This is a genomic window from Pseudomonas sp. W2Oct36 (genome assembly GCF_041060465.1).
Lineage (GTDB): Bacteria > Pseudomonadota > Gammaproteobacteria > Pseudomonadales > Pseudomonadaceae > Aquipseudomonas > Aquipseudomonas graminis_B.
Genome location: NZ_JAUERW010000001.1, coordinates 442,386 through 458,320 on the forward strand (window position 1 = coordinate 442,386; position 15,935 = coordinate 458,320).

Annotated in this window: 14 protein-coding genes and 1 tRNA gene; 2 read left to right on the top strand and 13 right to left on the bottom strand. The window is 60.7% G+C overall.

The features are described from left to right. Nucleotide 1: 1 nt before the first annotated feature. The 9 genes from tssK to QWI18_RS01915 form a co-directional block, all read right to left on the bottom strand. Entirely contained in the window at nucleotides 2–1,357 is a 1,356-nt protein-coding gene (gene tssK, locus QWI18_RS01875) for a type VI secretion system baseplate subunit TssK (protein WP_369318057.1), read from the bottom strand. Between the two features lie 23 nt (nucleotides 1,358–1,380). After that, nucleotides 1,381–2,919 carry a type VI secretion system contractile sheath large subunit gene (gene tssC, locus QWI18_RS01880; RefSeq protein ID WP_065991575.1) on the bottom strand — a complete coding sequence of 513 codons (1,539 nt, stop codon included), beginning with the start codon at nucleotides 2,917–2,919 and terminating at the stop codon, nucleotides 1,381–1,383. A gap of 31 nt (nucleotides 2,920–2,950) precedes the next feature. Continuing rightward, the gene (tssB, locus tag QWI18_RS01885; RefSeq protein ID WP_065991574.1) at nucleotides 2,951–3,454 is read right to left on the bottom strand and encodes a type VI secretion system contractile sheath small subunit; all 504 of its coding nucleotides are present in this window, start codon (nucleotides 3,452–3,454) and stop codon (nucleotides 2,951–2,953) included. Nucleotides 3,455–3,842: 388 nt separating this feature from the next. Further along, nucleotides 3,843–5,468 carry an NADP-dependent glyceraldehyde-3-phosphate dehydrogenase gene (locus tag QWI18_RS01890; RefSeq protein ID WP_369318058.1) on the bottom strand — a complete coding sequence of 542 codons (1,626 nt, stop codon included), beginning with the start codon at nucleotides 5,466–5,468 and terminating at the stop codon, nucleotides 3,843–3,845. Between the two features lie 142 nt (nucleotides 5,469–5,610). Continuing rightward, the gene (locus QWI18_RS01895; protein WP_369318059.1) at nucleotides 5,611–6,735 is read right to left on the bottom strand and encodes a diguanylate cyclase; all 1,125 of its coding nucleotides are present in this window, start codon (nucleotides 6,733–6,735) and stop codon (nucleotides 5,611–5,613) included. Between the two features lie 121 nt (nucleotides 6,736–6,856). Beyond that, complete coding sequence (locus QWI18_RS01900) at nucleotides 6,857–7,666, bottom strand: DUF72 domain-containing protein (protein ID WP_369318060.1); 810 nt, start codon at nucleotides 7,664–7,666, stop codon at nucleotides 6,857–6,859. 32 nt (nucleotides 7,667–7,698) lie between these two features. Beyond that, the gene (locus tag QWI18_RS01905) at nucleotides 7,699–8,094 is read right to left on the bottom strand and encodes a DNA methylase (protein ID WP_369318061.1); all 396 of its coding nucleotides are present in this window, start codon (nucleotides 8,092–8,094) and stop codon (nucleotides 7,699–7,701) included. An 86-nt stretch (nucleotides 8,095–8,180) separates the two neighbouring features. Next, a complete protein-coding gene (locus QWI18_RS01910; protein WP_192131356.1) occupies nucleotides 8,181–8,873 on the bottom strand; it encodes an RES family NAD+ phosphorylase in 693 nt (230 codons plus the stop codon). Next, a complete protein-coding gene (locus QWI18_RS01915) occupies nucleotides 8,867–9,271 on the bottom strand; it encodes an antitoxin Xre-like helix-turn-helix domain-containing protein (protein WP_065991569.1) in 405 nt (134 codons plus the stop codon). The genes QWI18_RS01910 and QWI18_RS01915 overlap by 7 nt, the downstream gene beginning before the upstream one ends. A gap of 400 nt (nucleotides 9,272–9,671) precedes the next feature. Between QWI18_RS01915 and QWI18_RS01920 the strand changes: the two genes are divergently transcribed. Both QWI18_RS01920 and QWI18_RS01925 read left to right on the top strand, forming a co-directional pair. After that, entirely contained in the window at nucleotides 9,672–11,729 is a 2,058-nt protein-coding gene (locus QWI18_RS01920) for a TonB-dependent siderophore receptor (protein ID WP_369318062.1), read from the top strand. Between the two features lie 65 nt (nucleotides 11,730–11,794). Next, nucleotides 11,795–11,870, top strand: a tRNA-Asn gene (locus QWI18_RS01925). Nucleotides 11,871–11,984: 114 nt separating this feature from the next. Here the strand turns inward: QWI18_RS01925 and QWI18_RS01930 are convergent. The 4 genes from QWI18_RS01930 to hemB all read right to left on the bottom strand — a co-directional run bounded on the left by QWI18_RS01930 (nucleotide 11,985) and on the right by hemB (nucleotide 15,719). Then, complete coding sequence (locus tag QWI18_RS01930) at nucleotides 11,985–12,671, bottom strand: RibD family protein (RefSeq protein WP_369318063.1); 687 nt, start codon at nucleotides 12,669–12,671, stop codon at nucleotides 11,985–11,987. 415 nt (nucleotides 12,672–13,086) lie between these two features. Beyond that, the gene (locus QWI18_RS01935) at nucleotides 13,087–13,494 is read right to left on the bottom strand and encodes an SRPBCC family protein (protein ID WP_065991567.1); all 408 of its coding nucleotides are present in this window, start codon (nucleotides 13,492–13,494) and stop codon (nucleotides 13,087–13,089) included. Between the two features lie 378 nt (nucleotides 13,495–13,872). Then, a complete protein-coding gene (locus tag QWI18_RS01940; protein WP_065991566.1) occupies nucleotides 13,873–14,358 on the bottom strand; it encodes a Dps family protein in 486 nt (161 codons plus the stop codon). Nucleotides 14,359–14,744: 386 nt separating this feature from the next. After that, a complete protein-coding gene (gene hemB, locus QWI18_RS01945; protein WP_065991565.1) occupies nucleotides 14,745–15,719 on the bottom strand; it encodes a porphobilinogen synthase in 975 nt (324 codons plus the stop codon). Between the last annotated feature and the right edge of the window lie 216 nt (nucleotides 15,720–15,935).

Here is a 15,935-nt window from a genome sequence, read left to right on the forward strand (position 1 = left end):
CTCATGAGCGCAATACCGCAAACAGCTCAAGCTTGACGTCCGGCAGCGTCGCCGGGACGTAGAACGCGCAAACCCCTTCGGCGAGCACGGCCTGACCGCTTGGATGAGCAAAGTCGAGAGCGAAATACTGGTTTTCAAGACGCAGCGGGATCGCCGCCGGCACGTGACTGAGGGGCTGCAGCGGAACGCCGTCCAAGGCTGCGTTGATCAACCGATCGACGTCGTCCGGCGTGCCGACCTTGCACAGCCGCGGGAACTGCGCCTGCAGTTGCGCCGGCGCCTCGCGGCAGCGCACCGACAGGTAAAAGTCAGCAGCGTCGGCCTCGCGCAGCCGTGGGTCGTTGAACGTCACTTGCCAGCGCCCCGGGAGCACCCGCTCCAGCGCCAGGGCGATCACCCGCGACGGCAGACTGGCTTCGAGCAACGTCGAAATCATCTGCATCAAGGGCGGGAACACCGTTTCAAGCGCTTCGTGACGGTAGGCCGGAATCGCCTCAACGTCGTGTTCGAGGGAGAACGTCAGCAGCGCCCCCGCCAGCTTCACCAACTCCTGATAGACCTGCTCGGGATGGCGCGCAGGGCTTGCCTTGAAATCGGCAAGCACGGGCTGGTAAGTGTTGAGCGCGTTGAGCAGCCAGAACAGCGAGACATCGGCCACTGCGAAGTCGGCCATGCGCTGGTTGCTCTCACGGCGCATGCCCATCAAGCGCTGGCGCTTGGACGCCAGTTGGGTCAGCAAATTGTCCAGTTGCACCAGCAAACCCGCGTGCCCTGCAAAGCTCAACAGCGGTGGCACGAACGCCTCGTCCAGGCACGCGCGCCCTTGCCCGTCCCGCACCAGCCGGGCGACCGGACAGGTCAGGTAATCGGCATTGTCATCGCTGGCCAGACGCAGGCTGAGCAGGTGCTCGAGCACGCCGATCGACTGTTGATCGTCGCCGTACAGATCCTGCACCTCACGCCACTCCTGCCGATAGCGCACCGGTCGGTCAGCGCGCCCCCCCTCGAACAGGCAGTTGCCGCCATTGGCCTGCTCCAGGGGCAAACACAACATCACTGTCGCGCCCTGCCCCGGTTCGATCAGGATGTGTTCCAGGGCCAGCGCGGCGGGCAGCCGATCAACGCTGTCGGTGTCGATCAGCGTGCCATCCGGAAACCGCACGCGCAGCGTGGACGGCTTCAGTTTGCCCAGCCGCAACGCTTCAAGATCAAACGTCGCTGTCTGCACGCCCCACGGATGGACCCGCGACAGATGGGCGATGCATTCGTTGGTCCAGGCTTCCCAGCGCGCTTGCTGCTGGAATTGCTGCTGGGACAGCAGCGCCCCGGCAGCCCAGAGAGGTCGGTCGATTTTCATGTTGTGCTCACCTATGGCCGACGTCAGGTTTTGGCTTTGGGCATCTGGGAAACCAGCGACAGATTCACGTCCATGCCTTCCACCTGGAAATGCGGCACGGCGTACAACTTCACGCGGAAGAAACCGGGGTTGTCGTCGATGTCCTCCACCGTCACCCGCGCGTCACGCAGCGGATGGGAGGCCTGCAAATCGTCCCCCGGGTCGGTCATTTCGGTGACCAGCCCGCTGATCCACTTATTCAGTTCCAGTTCCAGCAAACGCCGGTCCTTGGTGGTGCCGATGTTTTCGCGCTGAATCAATTTCAAATAATGCGCAATGCGCGACAGCAGAAAGATATAAGGCAGCCGCGAATTGATCCGGCTGTTGGCCGTGGCATCGGCGGTGTCATACAGCGCAGGCTTTTGCGTCGAGTTGGCGGAGAAGAAACAGGCGTAGTCGCGATTCTTGTAATACGAGAGCGGAATAAACCCCAGATTGGCGAATTCAAACTCCCGGGTTTCCGGAATCATCACTTCCGACGGGATCTTCACCTGACTGCCGGTGCCCAGGTCATATAAATGAATCGGCAGGTCCGTGACTGCCCCACCGGACTGTGGCCCGCGAATTTGCACACACCAGCCGTTATTGACGAAACTCTTCACCATGTTTGCAGCGAAGGCAAAAGAAGCATTGGTCCACAGGTATTTGCTGTGGTCGGTGCCTTTGACACTTTCCACATAATTGAAACTGCGCACCGGAATGGTGTCCGGGCCATAGGGCAACCGCCCCAATACCCGGGGCATGGTCAGCCCGATATAACGGGAATCATCGGTGTCGCGGAATGACTTCCACTTGATGTACTCCGCGCGATCAAAGTAATTGCCGATGTCTTTGATGGCAGCCACTTCCTCCATGGTTTCCTTGCCGAAGAAGGCCGGGCCGACTGAACCAATGAACGGCATATGCGCCGCCGCTGCGACTTTCGATATATTGCGAAGCAGCGCGATATCTTGCGGACTGCGATCAAACTCGTAACTGGAAACAGCCGCCGCAATGGGCTCACCACCGGGCGTGTCGTATTCCTGGGTATAGGTGTGCATATACAGACCGCTCTGGGCGATCTCGGGGGCGTCTTCGAAATCCTGGACCAGATGGTCCTTGCTGATGTCCAGCAACTCGATGCGCACGTTCTGGCGGAAGTCGGTCTGATCGATCAGCGACTTCACTCCGCGCCACGTCGACTCGACCCGCTGGAAGTCCGGGTGATGCATGACGGCATCAAGCTGACGGCTGATCTGCGCGTCCAGCGAGGCGATGTGTTCGTCGAGCAGGGTCTTGTCGAGTCGCTGAACCTTGCGCGACGAACCCTTGAGCAGGTTGAGGAACACGCTGACGGCTGCGGTCACGCGCTCATCGGCGGAGATCTCCGACAGCGCCTCGTTGTTCTGGAACGCCTCGATGTCGCCCAGGGCTGACACCGGGTTGAGGTTGATTTTGGAGAACAGCGCGCTATAAACGCCCGTGCTTTCTTCGGACAAAACGGTGCCACCGCCTGAGACTGCGGAAGAGTGTTTCGAGGACATGTTTGATACCTGCTATCAGAGACCCGAGTGATTAACGCTCTGTGGGTGCGGCGAGCATCGCCAGTTCGGCGCGCAGTTCATCGCTCAGCGTTTCGTCTTTGACGATGCGTTCAAGTTCGTGCCGGAAGGTGGCGTTGTCGAGCAGGTTTGATTTGAGGTCACGCAACAGATTGCGAGTCGCCAGCAGCGCGCGCAATGAGGGTATTTGTCTGGCCACGTGTTCCGGCTCGAAGTCTTTCATTCTTTCGAAATTCAAATCCACTGAAGCGTCGGAACCGTCGTCGGCGAAGGTGTTCTCAACGGTGAGTTTCAAGGCAGGGGAAAATTCTGCCAGCACACTGTCGACATTGTTTTTATTGATATTAATCTTGGTGCGCTCGGACAAGGGCCGGTCTTCCCGGCCATTGCTGTAGTCCCCGAGCACCATTAATTTAAGCGGCAATTCGACTTTTTTCTGCGCACCGCCAGTGTGCAAATCGAGTTTTATATTGACCCGCGCCTTGGGCACTTCATTTTGAAAGCTGTTTGAAGCCATAACTCCTCCGTCGAAAATGCCACACATCACAAAGGGGAATATCCGGATCGCAGGGCCTTTGTATCAGCCGAACGCCCGCACCCCAAGCGGTCAAGTTTTAACAAGTGTGAGCAGCGAATGGGCTGATGAAGTTTTCATCGAGTTCGGGAAGCGGCAAGGCTAATTCCCTACGAATAAAAACTCTACCCACCAAAGAGAGGAAGAGAGGTGTCCTACGGAAGTCTAGAATCCTTCCTACAAAATAATCTCAGACAGAGGAAGGGCTGCAGAATTAAACAGCCAGCGCAATACAGTGGCGGCGGGTTTTAAAGTACAGCTATAAAAAAACCGCAGGCGGTTGAACAGCATCCGCTGTGCAACACGCCTGCGGCCGGTTGGAGCAAATGAATCAGAAAATATAATCCGTGGTCAGGAACGTCGACTCACGGTTGTGAATGATGTCGCTGATCAGCGCCTTGTTGCTCTCCTGGAACTTGGTCGCCACCAGGGTGCGGATCGAGAACACGCGCAGCGCATCGTCCACCGACAGCGTGCCCTCGGCCGAATTCTTGCGCCCGTTGAACGGGAAGCTGTCCGGGCCGCGCTGGCACTGCGCGTTGATGTTGATCCGTCCCACCTGATTGGCGAACGCATCGACCAGACGCCCGACCTGCTTGGAGTCGTTGCCGAAGATACTCAGCTGCTGACCGAAATCGGAATCCAGCACGTACTCGATCACCGTTTCCAGATCGCGGTACGCCACCACCGGTACCACGGGGCCGAACTGTTCTTCGTGGTAAACGCGCATGTCCGGGGTGACCGGGTACAGCACGGCCGGGTAGAAAAACTGCCCGTGGGTCGTGCCGCCACCTTCGTTCACCACTTTGGCGCCTTTGCTCACGGCATCGTCCACCAGCCCTTGCAGGTAATCGGTCTTGCCCGGCTCCGGCAGTGGCGTCAGCGAGACGCCCGGTTCCCACGGCATGCCCGGCTTGAGCTGGGCGAGTTTCTCCTCGAACTTTTCAAGGAAGCTGCCGACTACGTTTTCATGCACGAACAGGATCTTCAACGCCGTGCAGCGCTGGCCGTTGAACGACAGCGAGCCGGTAATGGCTTCCGTCACGGCGTTGTCCAGGTTGACATCCGGCAGCACGATTCCCGGGTTCTTGGCATCCAGACCCAGTGCGGCGCGCAGACGGTGCGGCTTGGGGTGGAGCTTTTTCAGGGCGCTGGCGGCCTTGTTGGTGCCGATGAACGCGAACACGTCGATCTTGCCGCTGGCCATCAGCGCACTGACGGTCTCGCGGCCGCTGCCGTAGATCACGTTGATGACCCCGGCCGGGAAGCTGTCGCGGAACGCTTCGAGCAGCGGACGAATCAGCAGCACGCCGAACTTGGCCGGTTTGAACACCACGGTGTTGCCCATGATCAGCGCCGGAATCAGCGTGGTGAAGGTCTCGTTCAACGGGTAGTTGTAAGGGCCCATGCACAGGGTCACACCCAGCGGGACGCGGCGAATCTGGCCGAGGGTGTCCTGCTCCAGCTCGAAACGGCTCGAGCGGCGGTCGAGCTCCTTAAGGGCGTTGATGGTGTCGACGATGTAATCGCAGGTGCGGTCGAACTCTTTCTGCGAGTCCTTGAGGTTCTTGCCGATTTCCCACATCAGCAGCGTCACCACCGCGTCGCGCTGCTCGCGCATCAGCTTGAGAAAGGTCTCGACGTGATGAATACGATCAGCGACACGCATGGTGGGCCAGGCGCCCTGGCCACGGTCGTAGGCGTTGACGGCGGCGTCCAGCGCGCTCATTGCGGTGTCGGCATCCATCAGCGGCGTGCTACCCAGCACCACGGATTCCAGGCCCGCGTCGGTCTTCAGCGAGACCGGGCTCAACACCGGCGCCAACGGCCCGTGCCATTGATGCAGTTCGCCATTGACCAAGTAATCGCGCTGCTCGATGGCGGGGCCTGCGCGAAACTGCTCAGGGATCTCGTCGGCGCGCGGGTACAGGTTGTCCAGGCGGTTTTGCAGGGTCATCTCATTTACCTCTTCCAGTCGGTCATCGTGCCAAACAGGCTGGACACACTACGCCACAGCCGCCGCCGAATGAAAAGCGTCGAGATAAATGTCACGTCCGGGTGACACGAAAACCGTCTGCCACCCGTGCCAGAGTTGGCGTTCAGGCCACCGCGGTCTGGTTGCGACCGGATGCCTTGGCCCGGAACAGCGCCTTGTCCGCGAGGGCCAGTAGCCCATGCAAATCCTGATCGTCGTGGTTCCACTCGGCAACGCCGAGACTCGCGGTCACCCCTTCGTCGTGCTGGCAGATGATGTCGGCGATGGCCGAGCGCAGTCTCTCGGCAATGATCTGCGCCGCGTCGATCGGCGTGTTGGCCAACAGCAGCGCGAATTCCTCTCCGCCCAGGCGGCCGCTGACATCTGCGTCGCGCACGGATTGGCGGATGACCCTGCCGATCTGCCGCAAGACCTCGTCACCTGCCTGATGGCCGTGGCCGTCGTTTATGCGTTTGAAATGGTCGATGTCCAGCATCAGGGCGCAGAGCGGCAGATCGGCCTGCTTGCAGGTCTCGTACACGGCTTCGGCCCGATGGAAGAAGGCACGGCGGTTTTGCAGTCCAGTCAGCTCGTCTGTCTGCGCGGCGTGGGCGGCGATACGATGGGCGTGTTCCATTTCACGGCTCAGGCGAAAGGCCTTCTCCATGGCCTGAGACAGTTTGCGCGTCGCGCTGACCACAAAGCCGGCAAAGATCAGCGACGCAGCCGCCATCCCCTGCTGCGCGGTCTGGGGCTGAACCAACAGCCAGATCGTGCACGGCAGCAGCACCAGCGCAATCGACACCAGGGTCATCGAGCGGTACGCCGAGTAGCAAGACACCGCACTCACTGACATGCCCACGGCGAACAGCAGCACCAGCGTCTGGATCAGAAGATCCCCGGCCTGCATCAGCGCCAGCGCGCCACCGCCCCAGATACCGGCCGACAACACCAGCGTGATCCAGTAAGTGCTTTCCCAGCGCTCGGGGGTCCGGGCGGTTTCCGGCATCCGAAAATAAATGGCCAACATCACCAGGCGCAAGACGGTCGACGCGCCCAGCAGCCCTAGCCACCAGACAATCAGCGAGTGTTCCAGGCGCTCCCAGCAGATCCACGAGAGGATCACAGCCGCCAGCGCGCTGCCGAACACCGAGAAAAAACTCTGGCGCAGGAGCAGCTGCAATCGATCGTTGCGCACTTGGGCCCGTATCAGGGCCTCACGCGCCGGTTGAGCATCATGGAGGTACATCGAGTTCGCCCGACCCTGGCACTGGAAACGGGCCGATTGTGGCATCGTGCTATGACGCTTAACAACTCGCGCGCCAATTAACTCACACCTAACGAAAAGCAGCGTCGCCGATCGTTGCCTGTCAGGGCTCCAACCCCTCTGAAACGGGGTTTTCGGGCGAGGGCCATGACTGCGGACCGAGCAGCTCGATCAGCCTCAGCGCGTTGCCGGTAGCGGCGCCACTGGCGGTGTTGTCAAAAATACACCACGTCGGCGCGCCGCCTTGGGCCTCGGCCTTCAGCGCGGCGGCCAGACGCGCCAGATAGTCTTCTTCATAGGCGCTGTAATAGAGGCGCGGCGCCCCGTGCAGTCGCCAGTAGCGCAACCCCGGCCAACCTGCCGGCTGGCTGTCGTTGCTGAGCCTCGACGGGTCGACCGTTGCTTGCGTAATGCGCCAGTGAGTCAACAGCGATTCGGCCTGCACCCAGGTTTCATGGCGCGGCTCAATGACCACCTGCCCCGCAAAGCGCTCGCGCAACCCGGTGAAAAACACCTCTGCCACGCCTGGCTCGAAAGCTAGCGACGGCGGCAGTTGCAGCAGCAGGCAGCCCAACCGCTCGCCCAGTTCACCGCATTGCCCGAGGAATTCATCCAGTGCCGGTGCGCAGTCCTGCAAGCGGTGTTCATGGGAAATGAGCTTGGGGATTTTCACCGAAAAGCGGAACTCCGGCGGTACCGATTCAGCCCAGTGCGTATAGGTCTGCGGACGATGGGGCCGGTAGAAGGAACTGTTGATTTCAGCGGTATTGAAGTGCCGGGCGTAGCGTTGCAAGTGGGTGCCGTCCCCCGGAAACGCCGGCCCATGCTCGCGGCCCAGACTCCAGCCGGCGCAGCCTACGAAGATTCTGCCAGGCTCCTTCGAAAGAGCGCCGTCCAAAACGGCATTGTTCAAAACAGCATCTCCAAGGCTTCGCCCATGAAGATCTATGCGGTCTTGGGCCCGATGCCATCGAACGCCAGCAGGCGCTCTTCGAAGTCGTGACGGTCAGCGCTGGCGGCGGCCATTGCACTGACCGCACCGCCATATTCATCCGTCAGCTTGTTCGCCAGTGCCAGCAGACGCACGGCGGTGGATTCGTCGTAACGCGCGTAACCGCCCTCGCCCAGCATCCTCACCCGTTCCCGGTGCGTGCAGGCTGCCAGCTTTCGCGGGGTGTCGCACCCGTGCCTGTCGACGATGACGCGGTAAGTCTGCACCGCCGCCTGCGCCCGAATCCGCTTGCCCATCAGGAAACTGGCCAGCAACCATTTGAACAGCGCCAGTTCACCGCCCTGCACAAGGTCGATCCCCAGTTCCTGCGCGGTAATGTGCTTGCCCATGGTCGCTCCTCGATTCCCATTGCTGGAGTGACTTCTCAGGGGGCGGATGAGTTCGATCTTTTGGGCGGTGTCTGGATCGACAGCCCTCAGGCGTTGGATAGCTGGTTGATGCCTATGACTTCACCGCTCCAGATCATTTCGTAATGGGCGCTCTGCACGATGGACGTGACGTGCCGCGGAGTCAGGAGTGCCCAGCAATGATTGCCCGGCGAGCGCACCGATTGGTACCGCAGCCCGGCAATCCCGGCCTGCCTCGCGGCCTTGCCCAGCACACGGGATTGCGCGTAGTCGTCGGGTGCGTAAATGGGGTCGGAGAACGGGATGACGGTGGCGTCAACGCAGCCCGCCTCGGTGAAACTGCAACTCAGGCAGCGGAACACAAAACGCTCGTACTTCAGCGCCGCAACCCGTGACCAGTACAGCTGTTGATGATGACGCACCTCCGCGATGGCCGTGTCGACCGTATCGGCCAGGTACAGCGCGCCGAACTCGCCGCTGCTGAAGCGCGAGCCCGCAGGATTGACGTGGGTGAACGGCGCGACCGCGTAGGAACAACCGGGAATGCCGAAAGGGATTTCGGCCAGGGGAATCAGCTCGATGCGGCCGACTTCGTTCTGCAGGCGCGGGTTGGTGAGCGCCTGAATCCGGTACAGGGTCTCGAACTCGGCGGCGTCGGCGACGTCGCTGAACAGATCGATCGGCGGGAATTTGGAATTGACCAGGCGATAGCCCTGCTGCGCCTCACCGGCGAGCGCGGGAAGCGCGTCCGGCGTCACCATTGGGCGCCCCGGAGCGTGTCGATGCGTCGGAAAGTTTCGTAGAGCGAGATCATGTCGCCCTGGGCCATGACGTCCAGTGGCTTTCTGCCGTTGAAAAACTCGTTGTGGTTTTCCATCGACGGGAAACCGTAGGCGTTGTCGGGGTTGTCGAACAGGGTTCGCAGGGCGGCGTGGATGTTCAGCACGAAGCTGACGCGCTGCATCTGGTCCTGATCCAGCGCCACCGACCACTGTGCGTCGTCCTGGCGGGCGCGGGTGTAAGTGCTTCGGGAAATGCGCAGAATCTGACAGGCCTGCTCGCTGTTGGCCTTCCATTTGTCCAGAACCCGCAACGCCGCCCGCAAACCCACCACGCACTCGGACTTCGACAGTTGCCGCGCTGGAATGGCGATGGTCATGGAATTACCTCTTGGTCACGGCAGATGTCTTTTCTGTAGACGCAACCTTAATCGATCTGCATCCACGGACGCAATGTCAAGTTGCAGCAGCATGGACTTATAGCGCGACATCCGACGCTTTCCCGGCTAAAGCCGGTCCTACATTTGAGGCCATCACCGCCTCCCTGAATGAACGCGATCCCGAGTAGGACCGGCTTTAGCCGGGACTGAAACACACGCCCCCAAAACGCTCGTCCCAGAGCCTTCAATCCCGTGAAAAAAATGTGAAAATGACATTAGTCACATCTGGTAATGATTCGCATCTTGATTCAGAATCGCGCTCCTCACCGCCCTCTCAGGAACGCCCATTGTGATCCCTCGCCTCCCCGCCTCCTTTCTTCTGGCTGGTGTCGTCACCGCCATGTCTGCCGCCAACGCAGCAGACGACCTCACTTTGCCGGCGATGCAAATCCAGGACACCGTTCCCCAGGACGACGGGCAAAGCGTGGGCTATCAGGGCAAGCCGTCTTCGAGCACCACCAAGCTGGGGCTGACCAACAAGCAGACGCCACAGGCGATCACCACCATCACCCGCGCGCAGATGAACGATTTCAAAATGAACGGGGTGAAGGATGCCCTGCGCTCGGCGCCGTCGGTGACTGTCGAGCAAAGCGAAAGCGATCGCACCGAATTCACCTCCCGCGGGTTCGACATCGGCAGTTTCGAGTACGACGGCATGGGCATGCCCTTCGCCCAGACGATCATGATCGGTGATCTGGACATGGCCGAGTTCGAGCAGATCGACGTGCTCCACGGCGCCAACGGGTTGATGAGCGGCACCGGCAATCCGTCGGCCACGGTCAACTTCATCCGCAAACGGCCCACCCGTGATTTCCAGGCGCAGATCGACACCAGCGTGGGCTCGTGGGACAACCGACGCATCGACGTCGACGTGTCGGGGCCGTTGACCGACAGCGGCAATGTGCGCGGCCGCTTCATCTATGCCCACGACAAGGGCAACTCGTGGATGGACCGCTACAGCCACGAGAAAAACGTCGCCGCCGGCCTGCTGGCATTCGACCTGTCCGACGCCGACACCCTGACCGTGGGTTTTACCCAGCACAACAGCGATTCCAACGGCAGCACCTGGGGCAACCTGCCGCTGGTTGACATCAACAATAACCCGATCCACTACAGCAGCCGCTCGTCCAATGTGGGCCAACCGTGGACCTACTGGAACATGCACACCCAGCGCGCGTTTGCAGAATGGAAGCATGACTTCGGCAACGGCTGGAACGCCACGGTCACCGGCACCGGTATTACGGAATACCAGGACACCAACATGCTGTACGTGTCGAGCGTAACCGATGACGACGCCTCGGTGTTCGCCGCTGATACCTCCAGCAAGGCGCATCAGCTGCTGGGGGAAGCCAAAGTCTCCGGGCCCTTCAGCCTGTTCGGCCGCGACCATGAGTTGACCTTCGGCGCCGCCTACGGCCGCACGCACCAGAAAGCCCGTGAATACGATGCTGGCGGGGGCACCTACTTCGACACCTCGTTCGCCGGCATTCTCGCCGGCAATACCCCTTCGCCGCAGTTTGACTACACCAGTGACATCACCAACACGCAGAACTTCGAGGACCGCCAGAAGAGCCTGTTCGCCGGTGCGCGCTTCAGCCTGGCGGATGACCTGCACTGGATCGCCGGTGCGCGCATGCTCAGCGTCGACGGCACGGGGGAGAGCTATGGCACCGATCACTCCCAGCGCGAGCACGGCAAAGTCACGCCCTACACCGGTCTGGTGTACGACCTGACTCCGCAGTGGAGCGTCTACACCAGTTGGACTCAAATCTTCAACCCGCAGTACGGCACGGTCGGCGTTGACGGGAAAGTGCTGGCGCCGCTGGAAGGCAAGAGCCTGGAAGCCGGCGTCAAAGGCAGCGTGATGGACGATCGCCTGAACCTGACGGCTGCGGTGTTCAAGACCAAACAGAGCAACGTCCAGTCGGCGGACTTCATTGAAGTGGGCTCGCAGTTCCGCTATTTCACCGACGATTACAAGAGCCACGGCATCGAGCTGGAAGCGTCGGGTGAAGCGCTGCCGGGCCTCGACCTGCTGGCGGGTTACACCTACGTGCACATCGAAAACGATGACGGCGACAAGGCCCGCCGTTATGTGCCGACCCATGCTTTTCGCGGCATGGCCAGCTACCGGTTGCCAAGCCTGCCCCAAGCCAGGATCGGCACTCGGGTGAGCTGGCAGAGCGGGATTCAGAACGACCACTACAGCGTCATCCGCCAGAACGCGTACGCGCTGGTCGACCTGATGACCAGCTACGACATCGACAGCAACTGGAGCACGGCGCTGAACTTCAACAACGTCACCGACCGCAAATACCTGACCTCGCTGTACAGCGGCACGGCGAGCAACTACGGCGCGCCGCGCAACCTGACGGCATCGTTGACGTGGCGGTACTGACCAACCCGAAATTTTTTATCACGGTCGCTTGACTTCCCTTTTCCAATCAGTAAGATAGCGCGCATTCCGCGATAGCTCAGTTGGTAGAGCAAGTGACTGTTAATCACTGGGTCCCTGGTTCGAGTCCAGGTCGTGGAGCCAGACAGAAGCAAACGAAAAGGCCAGCGCTTAGCTGGCCTTTTTCGTTTCCGATCGCTTTTCCCGGGCGCTCCCAGCCTGAAGCGGGACTGCATCAGCCCCGCTGCGCCCTTATCGTCAGGCCTTGGTGTAGCGCAGCCACACCGCGCCGCCGTCCTGCACATCCGCCGACGTCAACTTCAAATGCGTTGGTTGTTTCCACGCCTCGGTCGGCACCTCGAACGACGCCGGATGCTCGCCTCGCCCGTCGATCAGCGGCAGAATCAGCACACTGACTTCATCGACCAGCCCGGCGTTGACGAACGAGCCACTGACATGGGGGCCGCCCTCGACAATCAGGCGCTTGCAGCCCAGCTCGCTCGACAGGATCTGCACCACCTGCTGCAGGTCGATCTCGGTCTTCCCGGCAAAAATGTAAGAGACCTGAATCGACTGCAGGTACGCCAGGTAGTCATCCGACACCCCTTCGGTCAGGACTTCGACGACATGGGAATCCAGCGCCTGATTCTTCTTCCAGCCCACCTTGCCCTGGGGGTCGATGGACACGGCATAGGCCTTGGCGCTGCGATTAGCGAAGTAATGACTGCGCTCGATGGGGCCTTTGGCGAGGCCCTTTGGATAGCCCTCGTCGTGGGCGATTTCCTGCATCGTCACGCGCCCGCAGATCCAGGCGTCAAACTCGAACGTCTGGGCGAGCTTTTCGTATAAATCTCCGGCGTCTTTCTTGAACGTGCGATCCCAGCCATCGGTGAGGGCGTGGCCGTCGAGGGAGGACATCATGTGGCAAATGACATAAGGCTGCATGGCAGGCTCCAGGCTGATAAGTGTGTAGAGCCGACCCGGATCCCGCGGCAATAGTTCACCCCGTCACTCGACCTGGCCTTCACAACCTGCTGCCCATCATTGCCGGTGATGTAGACCATGAAGGCTATTGTCTTCAGCTTCGGCAGGGCTCGCGTAACATCGCGTCATCCCAGACCCGACACGGACTTGCCACCATGACCCTGCACATCATCAATGCCCTTGCCCTCACCGCCGTGACCGTTTTCCTGGTCAACCGCGCGTTCGCCTTGTACGACCTGATCAATGCAGCGACGGTGTCAGAGCATCACTGAGGGCCTGACAGCCCGACGCACGACGATTCAAGCAAGGCACCGAAATGCCAGGCCGCAATGGCCTGGCGGTCCCGCGATTATCGGCGGCAGACCTGTTCAATGACTTAGAAATTAGCCTGCAGCGCTTCAAGCCCACCCACGTAAATCCCCTTGAATAATTCCTCGACGTCCGCATCGGTCACACCGTCGGCGGTGAACACGCCTGACCATTCCACCCACGCCCCCTCATCGCCATCCTCTTTGACTTTGAACGTCGCCAGATAGTCCTTGATCGGAAACGGTCCTTTGTCGATGGAGTAGCTGTACGTGCGAGCCGAATTGTCGTAGGTCTGCAGGCGCTCGGTGATTTCAGCACCATCGTCGGTGGTCAGGTGACGGACGCGTCCGCCCTCCTTTGCTTCGCTGCTCTTGATGAACGGCAGCCACTCGTGCAGCGAGTGGAAGCCACCGGTGAGTGCCCAGACCTTTTCGGCCGACACCGGGATGCGAATGGATGCAGATGCTTGAGCCATGATGTTCTCCAGAAATGCGGGCAGCGGCCGGTCAGCCAGCGCTGGATCGCGTGGCGGGACCGCGCCCTCTCTAAATAAGCGGTAACCGCGAGCAATCTTGTCACGATTGCCGCTGTTTCGGGAGGGTGAGCGCCGCAAACATCAGTCACCCTACCGGCGATGATGATCTGCTTGCGCCTGGCGTGGCCCCTCGTTTCTCGGGGTTCGTCCGGTCACGCCTGCACCCCAGTCACGATTGGCGGTGGCTGGACTTGCTGCGCAGGAAGATCAAAAGAATGAATCAACAGCTTCCCGGCTGAAGCCGGTCCTACAAGTGACCGCGATGCCTTAGTGGGACCGGCTTTAGCCGGGAATAGGTCTCACGCCGAGATGAAGGTGTCAGGCAACGAAACCGTCACCTTCCAGCAGCGAGCGCAGCATCCAGGCGGCTTTTTCGTGAACCTGCATGCGCTGGGTCAGCAGGTCGGCAGTGGGTTCGTCGCTGACCTTCTCCAGCAACGGGAACAGGTCGCGGGCGGTGCGTACCACCGCTTCCTGCCCTTCAACCAGTTGCTGGATCATGTCGGTCGCAGCGGGCACGCCCGGTTCTTCCTTGATCGACGACAGCCGTGCGTAGGTGGAATAGGTGCCCGGTGCCGGGAAGCCCAAGGCTCTGATGCGTTCGGCAATGGAGTCCACTGCGGTCGCCAGTTCGGTGTACTGCTCCTCGAACAGCAGGTGCAGCGTGCGGAACATCGGGCCGGTGACGTTCCAGTGGAAGTTGTGGGTTTTCAGGTACAGCACGTAGGTGTCGGAGAGCAGCCGGGACAGTCCTTCAACGATCTCTGCACGGTCTTGCTCGTTGATTCCGATTTCAATAGCCATGAGTTGCTCCCTAAGGTCTGTTGATTGCTGAGGGGTCGATTCTAGAGAGCACGCCCTGTTAACTGAAATCACCGCTGCCAATCGCTGCCATCGACACGGCCTATGAAACGCCGTCGCCCAACGACAATCGGCGTTGAAACAACAGTAGGCATTCGCGAACAAGCTCACGCCCACAAAATCGTGGATCGCCCCGGGTTTCGGCCGGTTCGTGGGACTTGTGGGCGTGAGCTTGCTCACGAAGAGGCCAAGACTGCCGGCCACTTTCTCTGGGGAATGACAGTCCGACTTCGTGAGTAAGGTGGAGCGCCACCCCGGCCACTGCCACAGGTCTGCGGCATGTTTTTGAAACCGCGGTCTGCGCCCCCAAAACCTCAAGTGAGTGGAAATCAGATCCCGCTGAGCGCCAGGTCCATCGCGAAGTACGTGAAGATCAGATCCGCACCCGCGCGCTTGATGGCGCCGAGGGTTTCGCGCACGACGCGGTGTTCGTCGATGGCGCCGGCCTGGGCGCCGAACTTGATCATCGCGTACTCGCCGCTGACCTGGTACGCCGCAAGGGGCAGGTTCGAGGCTTCGCGGATGTCGCGGATGATGTCCAGGTACGCGCCGGCCGGCTTGACCATCAGCGCATCGGCGCCTTCGGCCTCGTCCAGCAGCGATTCGCGCAGGGCTTCACGACGGTTCATCGGGTTCATCTGATAGGTTTTGCGGTCGCCCTTGAGCGCCGAGCCGCCGGCTTCGCGGAACGGGCCGTACAGCGCCGAGGCGAACTTGGTCGAGTACGCCATGATCGGCGTCTGGGTGAAACCGGCGGCGTCGAGGGCGGCACGAATCGCTTTCACCTGGCCGTCCATGGCCGCCGAGGGGGCAATCACGTCAGCACCGGCACGCGCCGCCATGACGGCTTGCTTGCCGAGGTTTTCAATGGTCGCGTCGTTATCGACATGGCCGCCATGCATCACGCCGCAGTGGCCGTGGTCGGTGTACTCGCAGAAGCAAGTGTCGGACATCACGATCATTTCCGGCACGGCGGCCTTGATCGTCCGCGAGATCCGCGAGACCAGGCCGTTTTCCTGCCAGGTGTCGCTGCCGGTGGCGTCCAGGTGGTGGGACACGCCGAAGGTCATCACCGACTTGATGCCCGCACGGGCGTATCGCTCGACTTCCTGCGCCAGCTTCGACTCGGGAATGCGCTGCACCCCAGGCATGCTGTTGATCGGCACGAAGTCGTCGATTTCTTCTTCGACGAAGATCGGCAGCACCAGATCGTTCAGAGTGAATTCGTTCTCCTGAAACAGCGAGCGGAAGCTTTCGTTGCTGCGCAGACGGCGTGGACGGGCAGCGGGAAACAGACTGGACATGGCGGTTCCTGAGCTAAAAATATCCGGAAGATTGCCGGGCCCGAAAGGTCCGGCACTTTCAATGGCGCGAAGCTTATGCCTGCGCCGCCTTTGATTCAAACGCCGTGACAAGAAAGTCCGTTACGTCGGCCGCAACAGTGTTCAGAAACAGCGTGCAGAAACGGCGTGGAGAACCAACGCAACGGCGGCAGGTCATTTAGCAATGCCGCAGCCGTT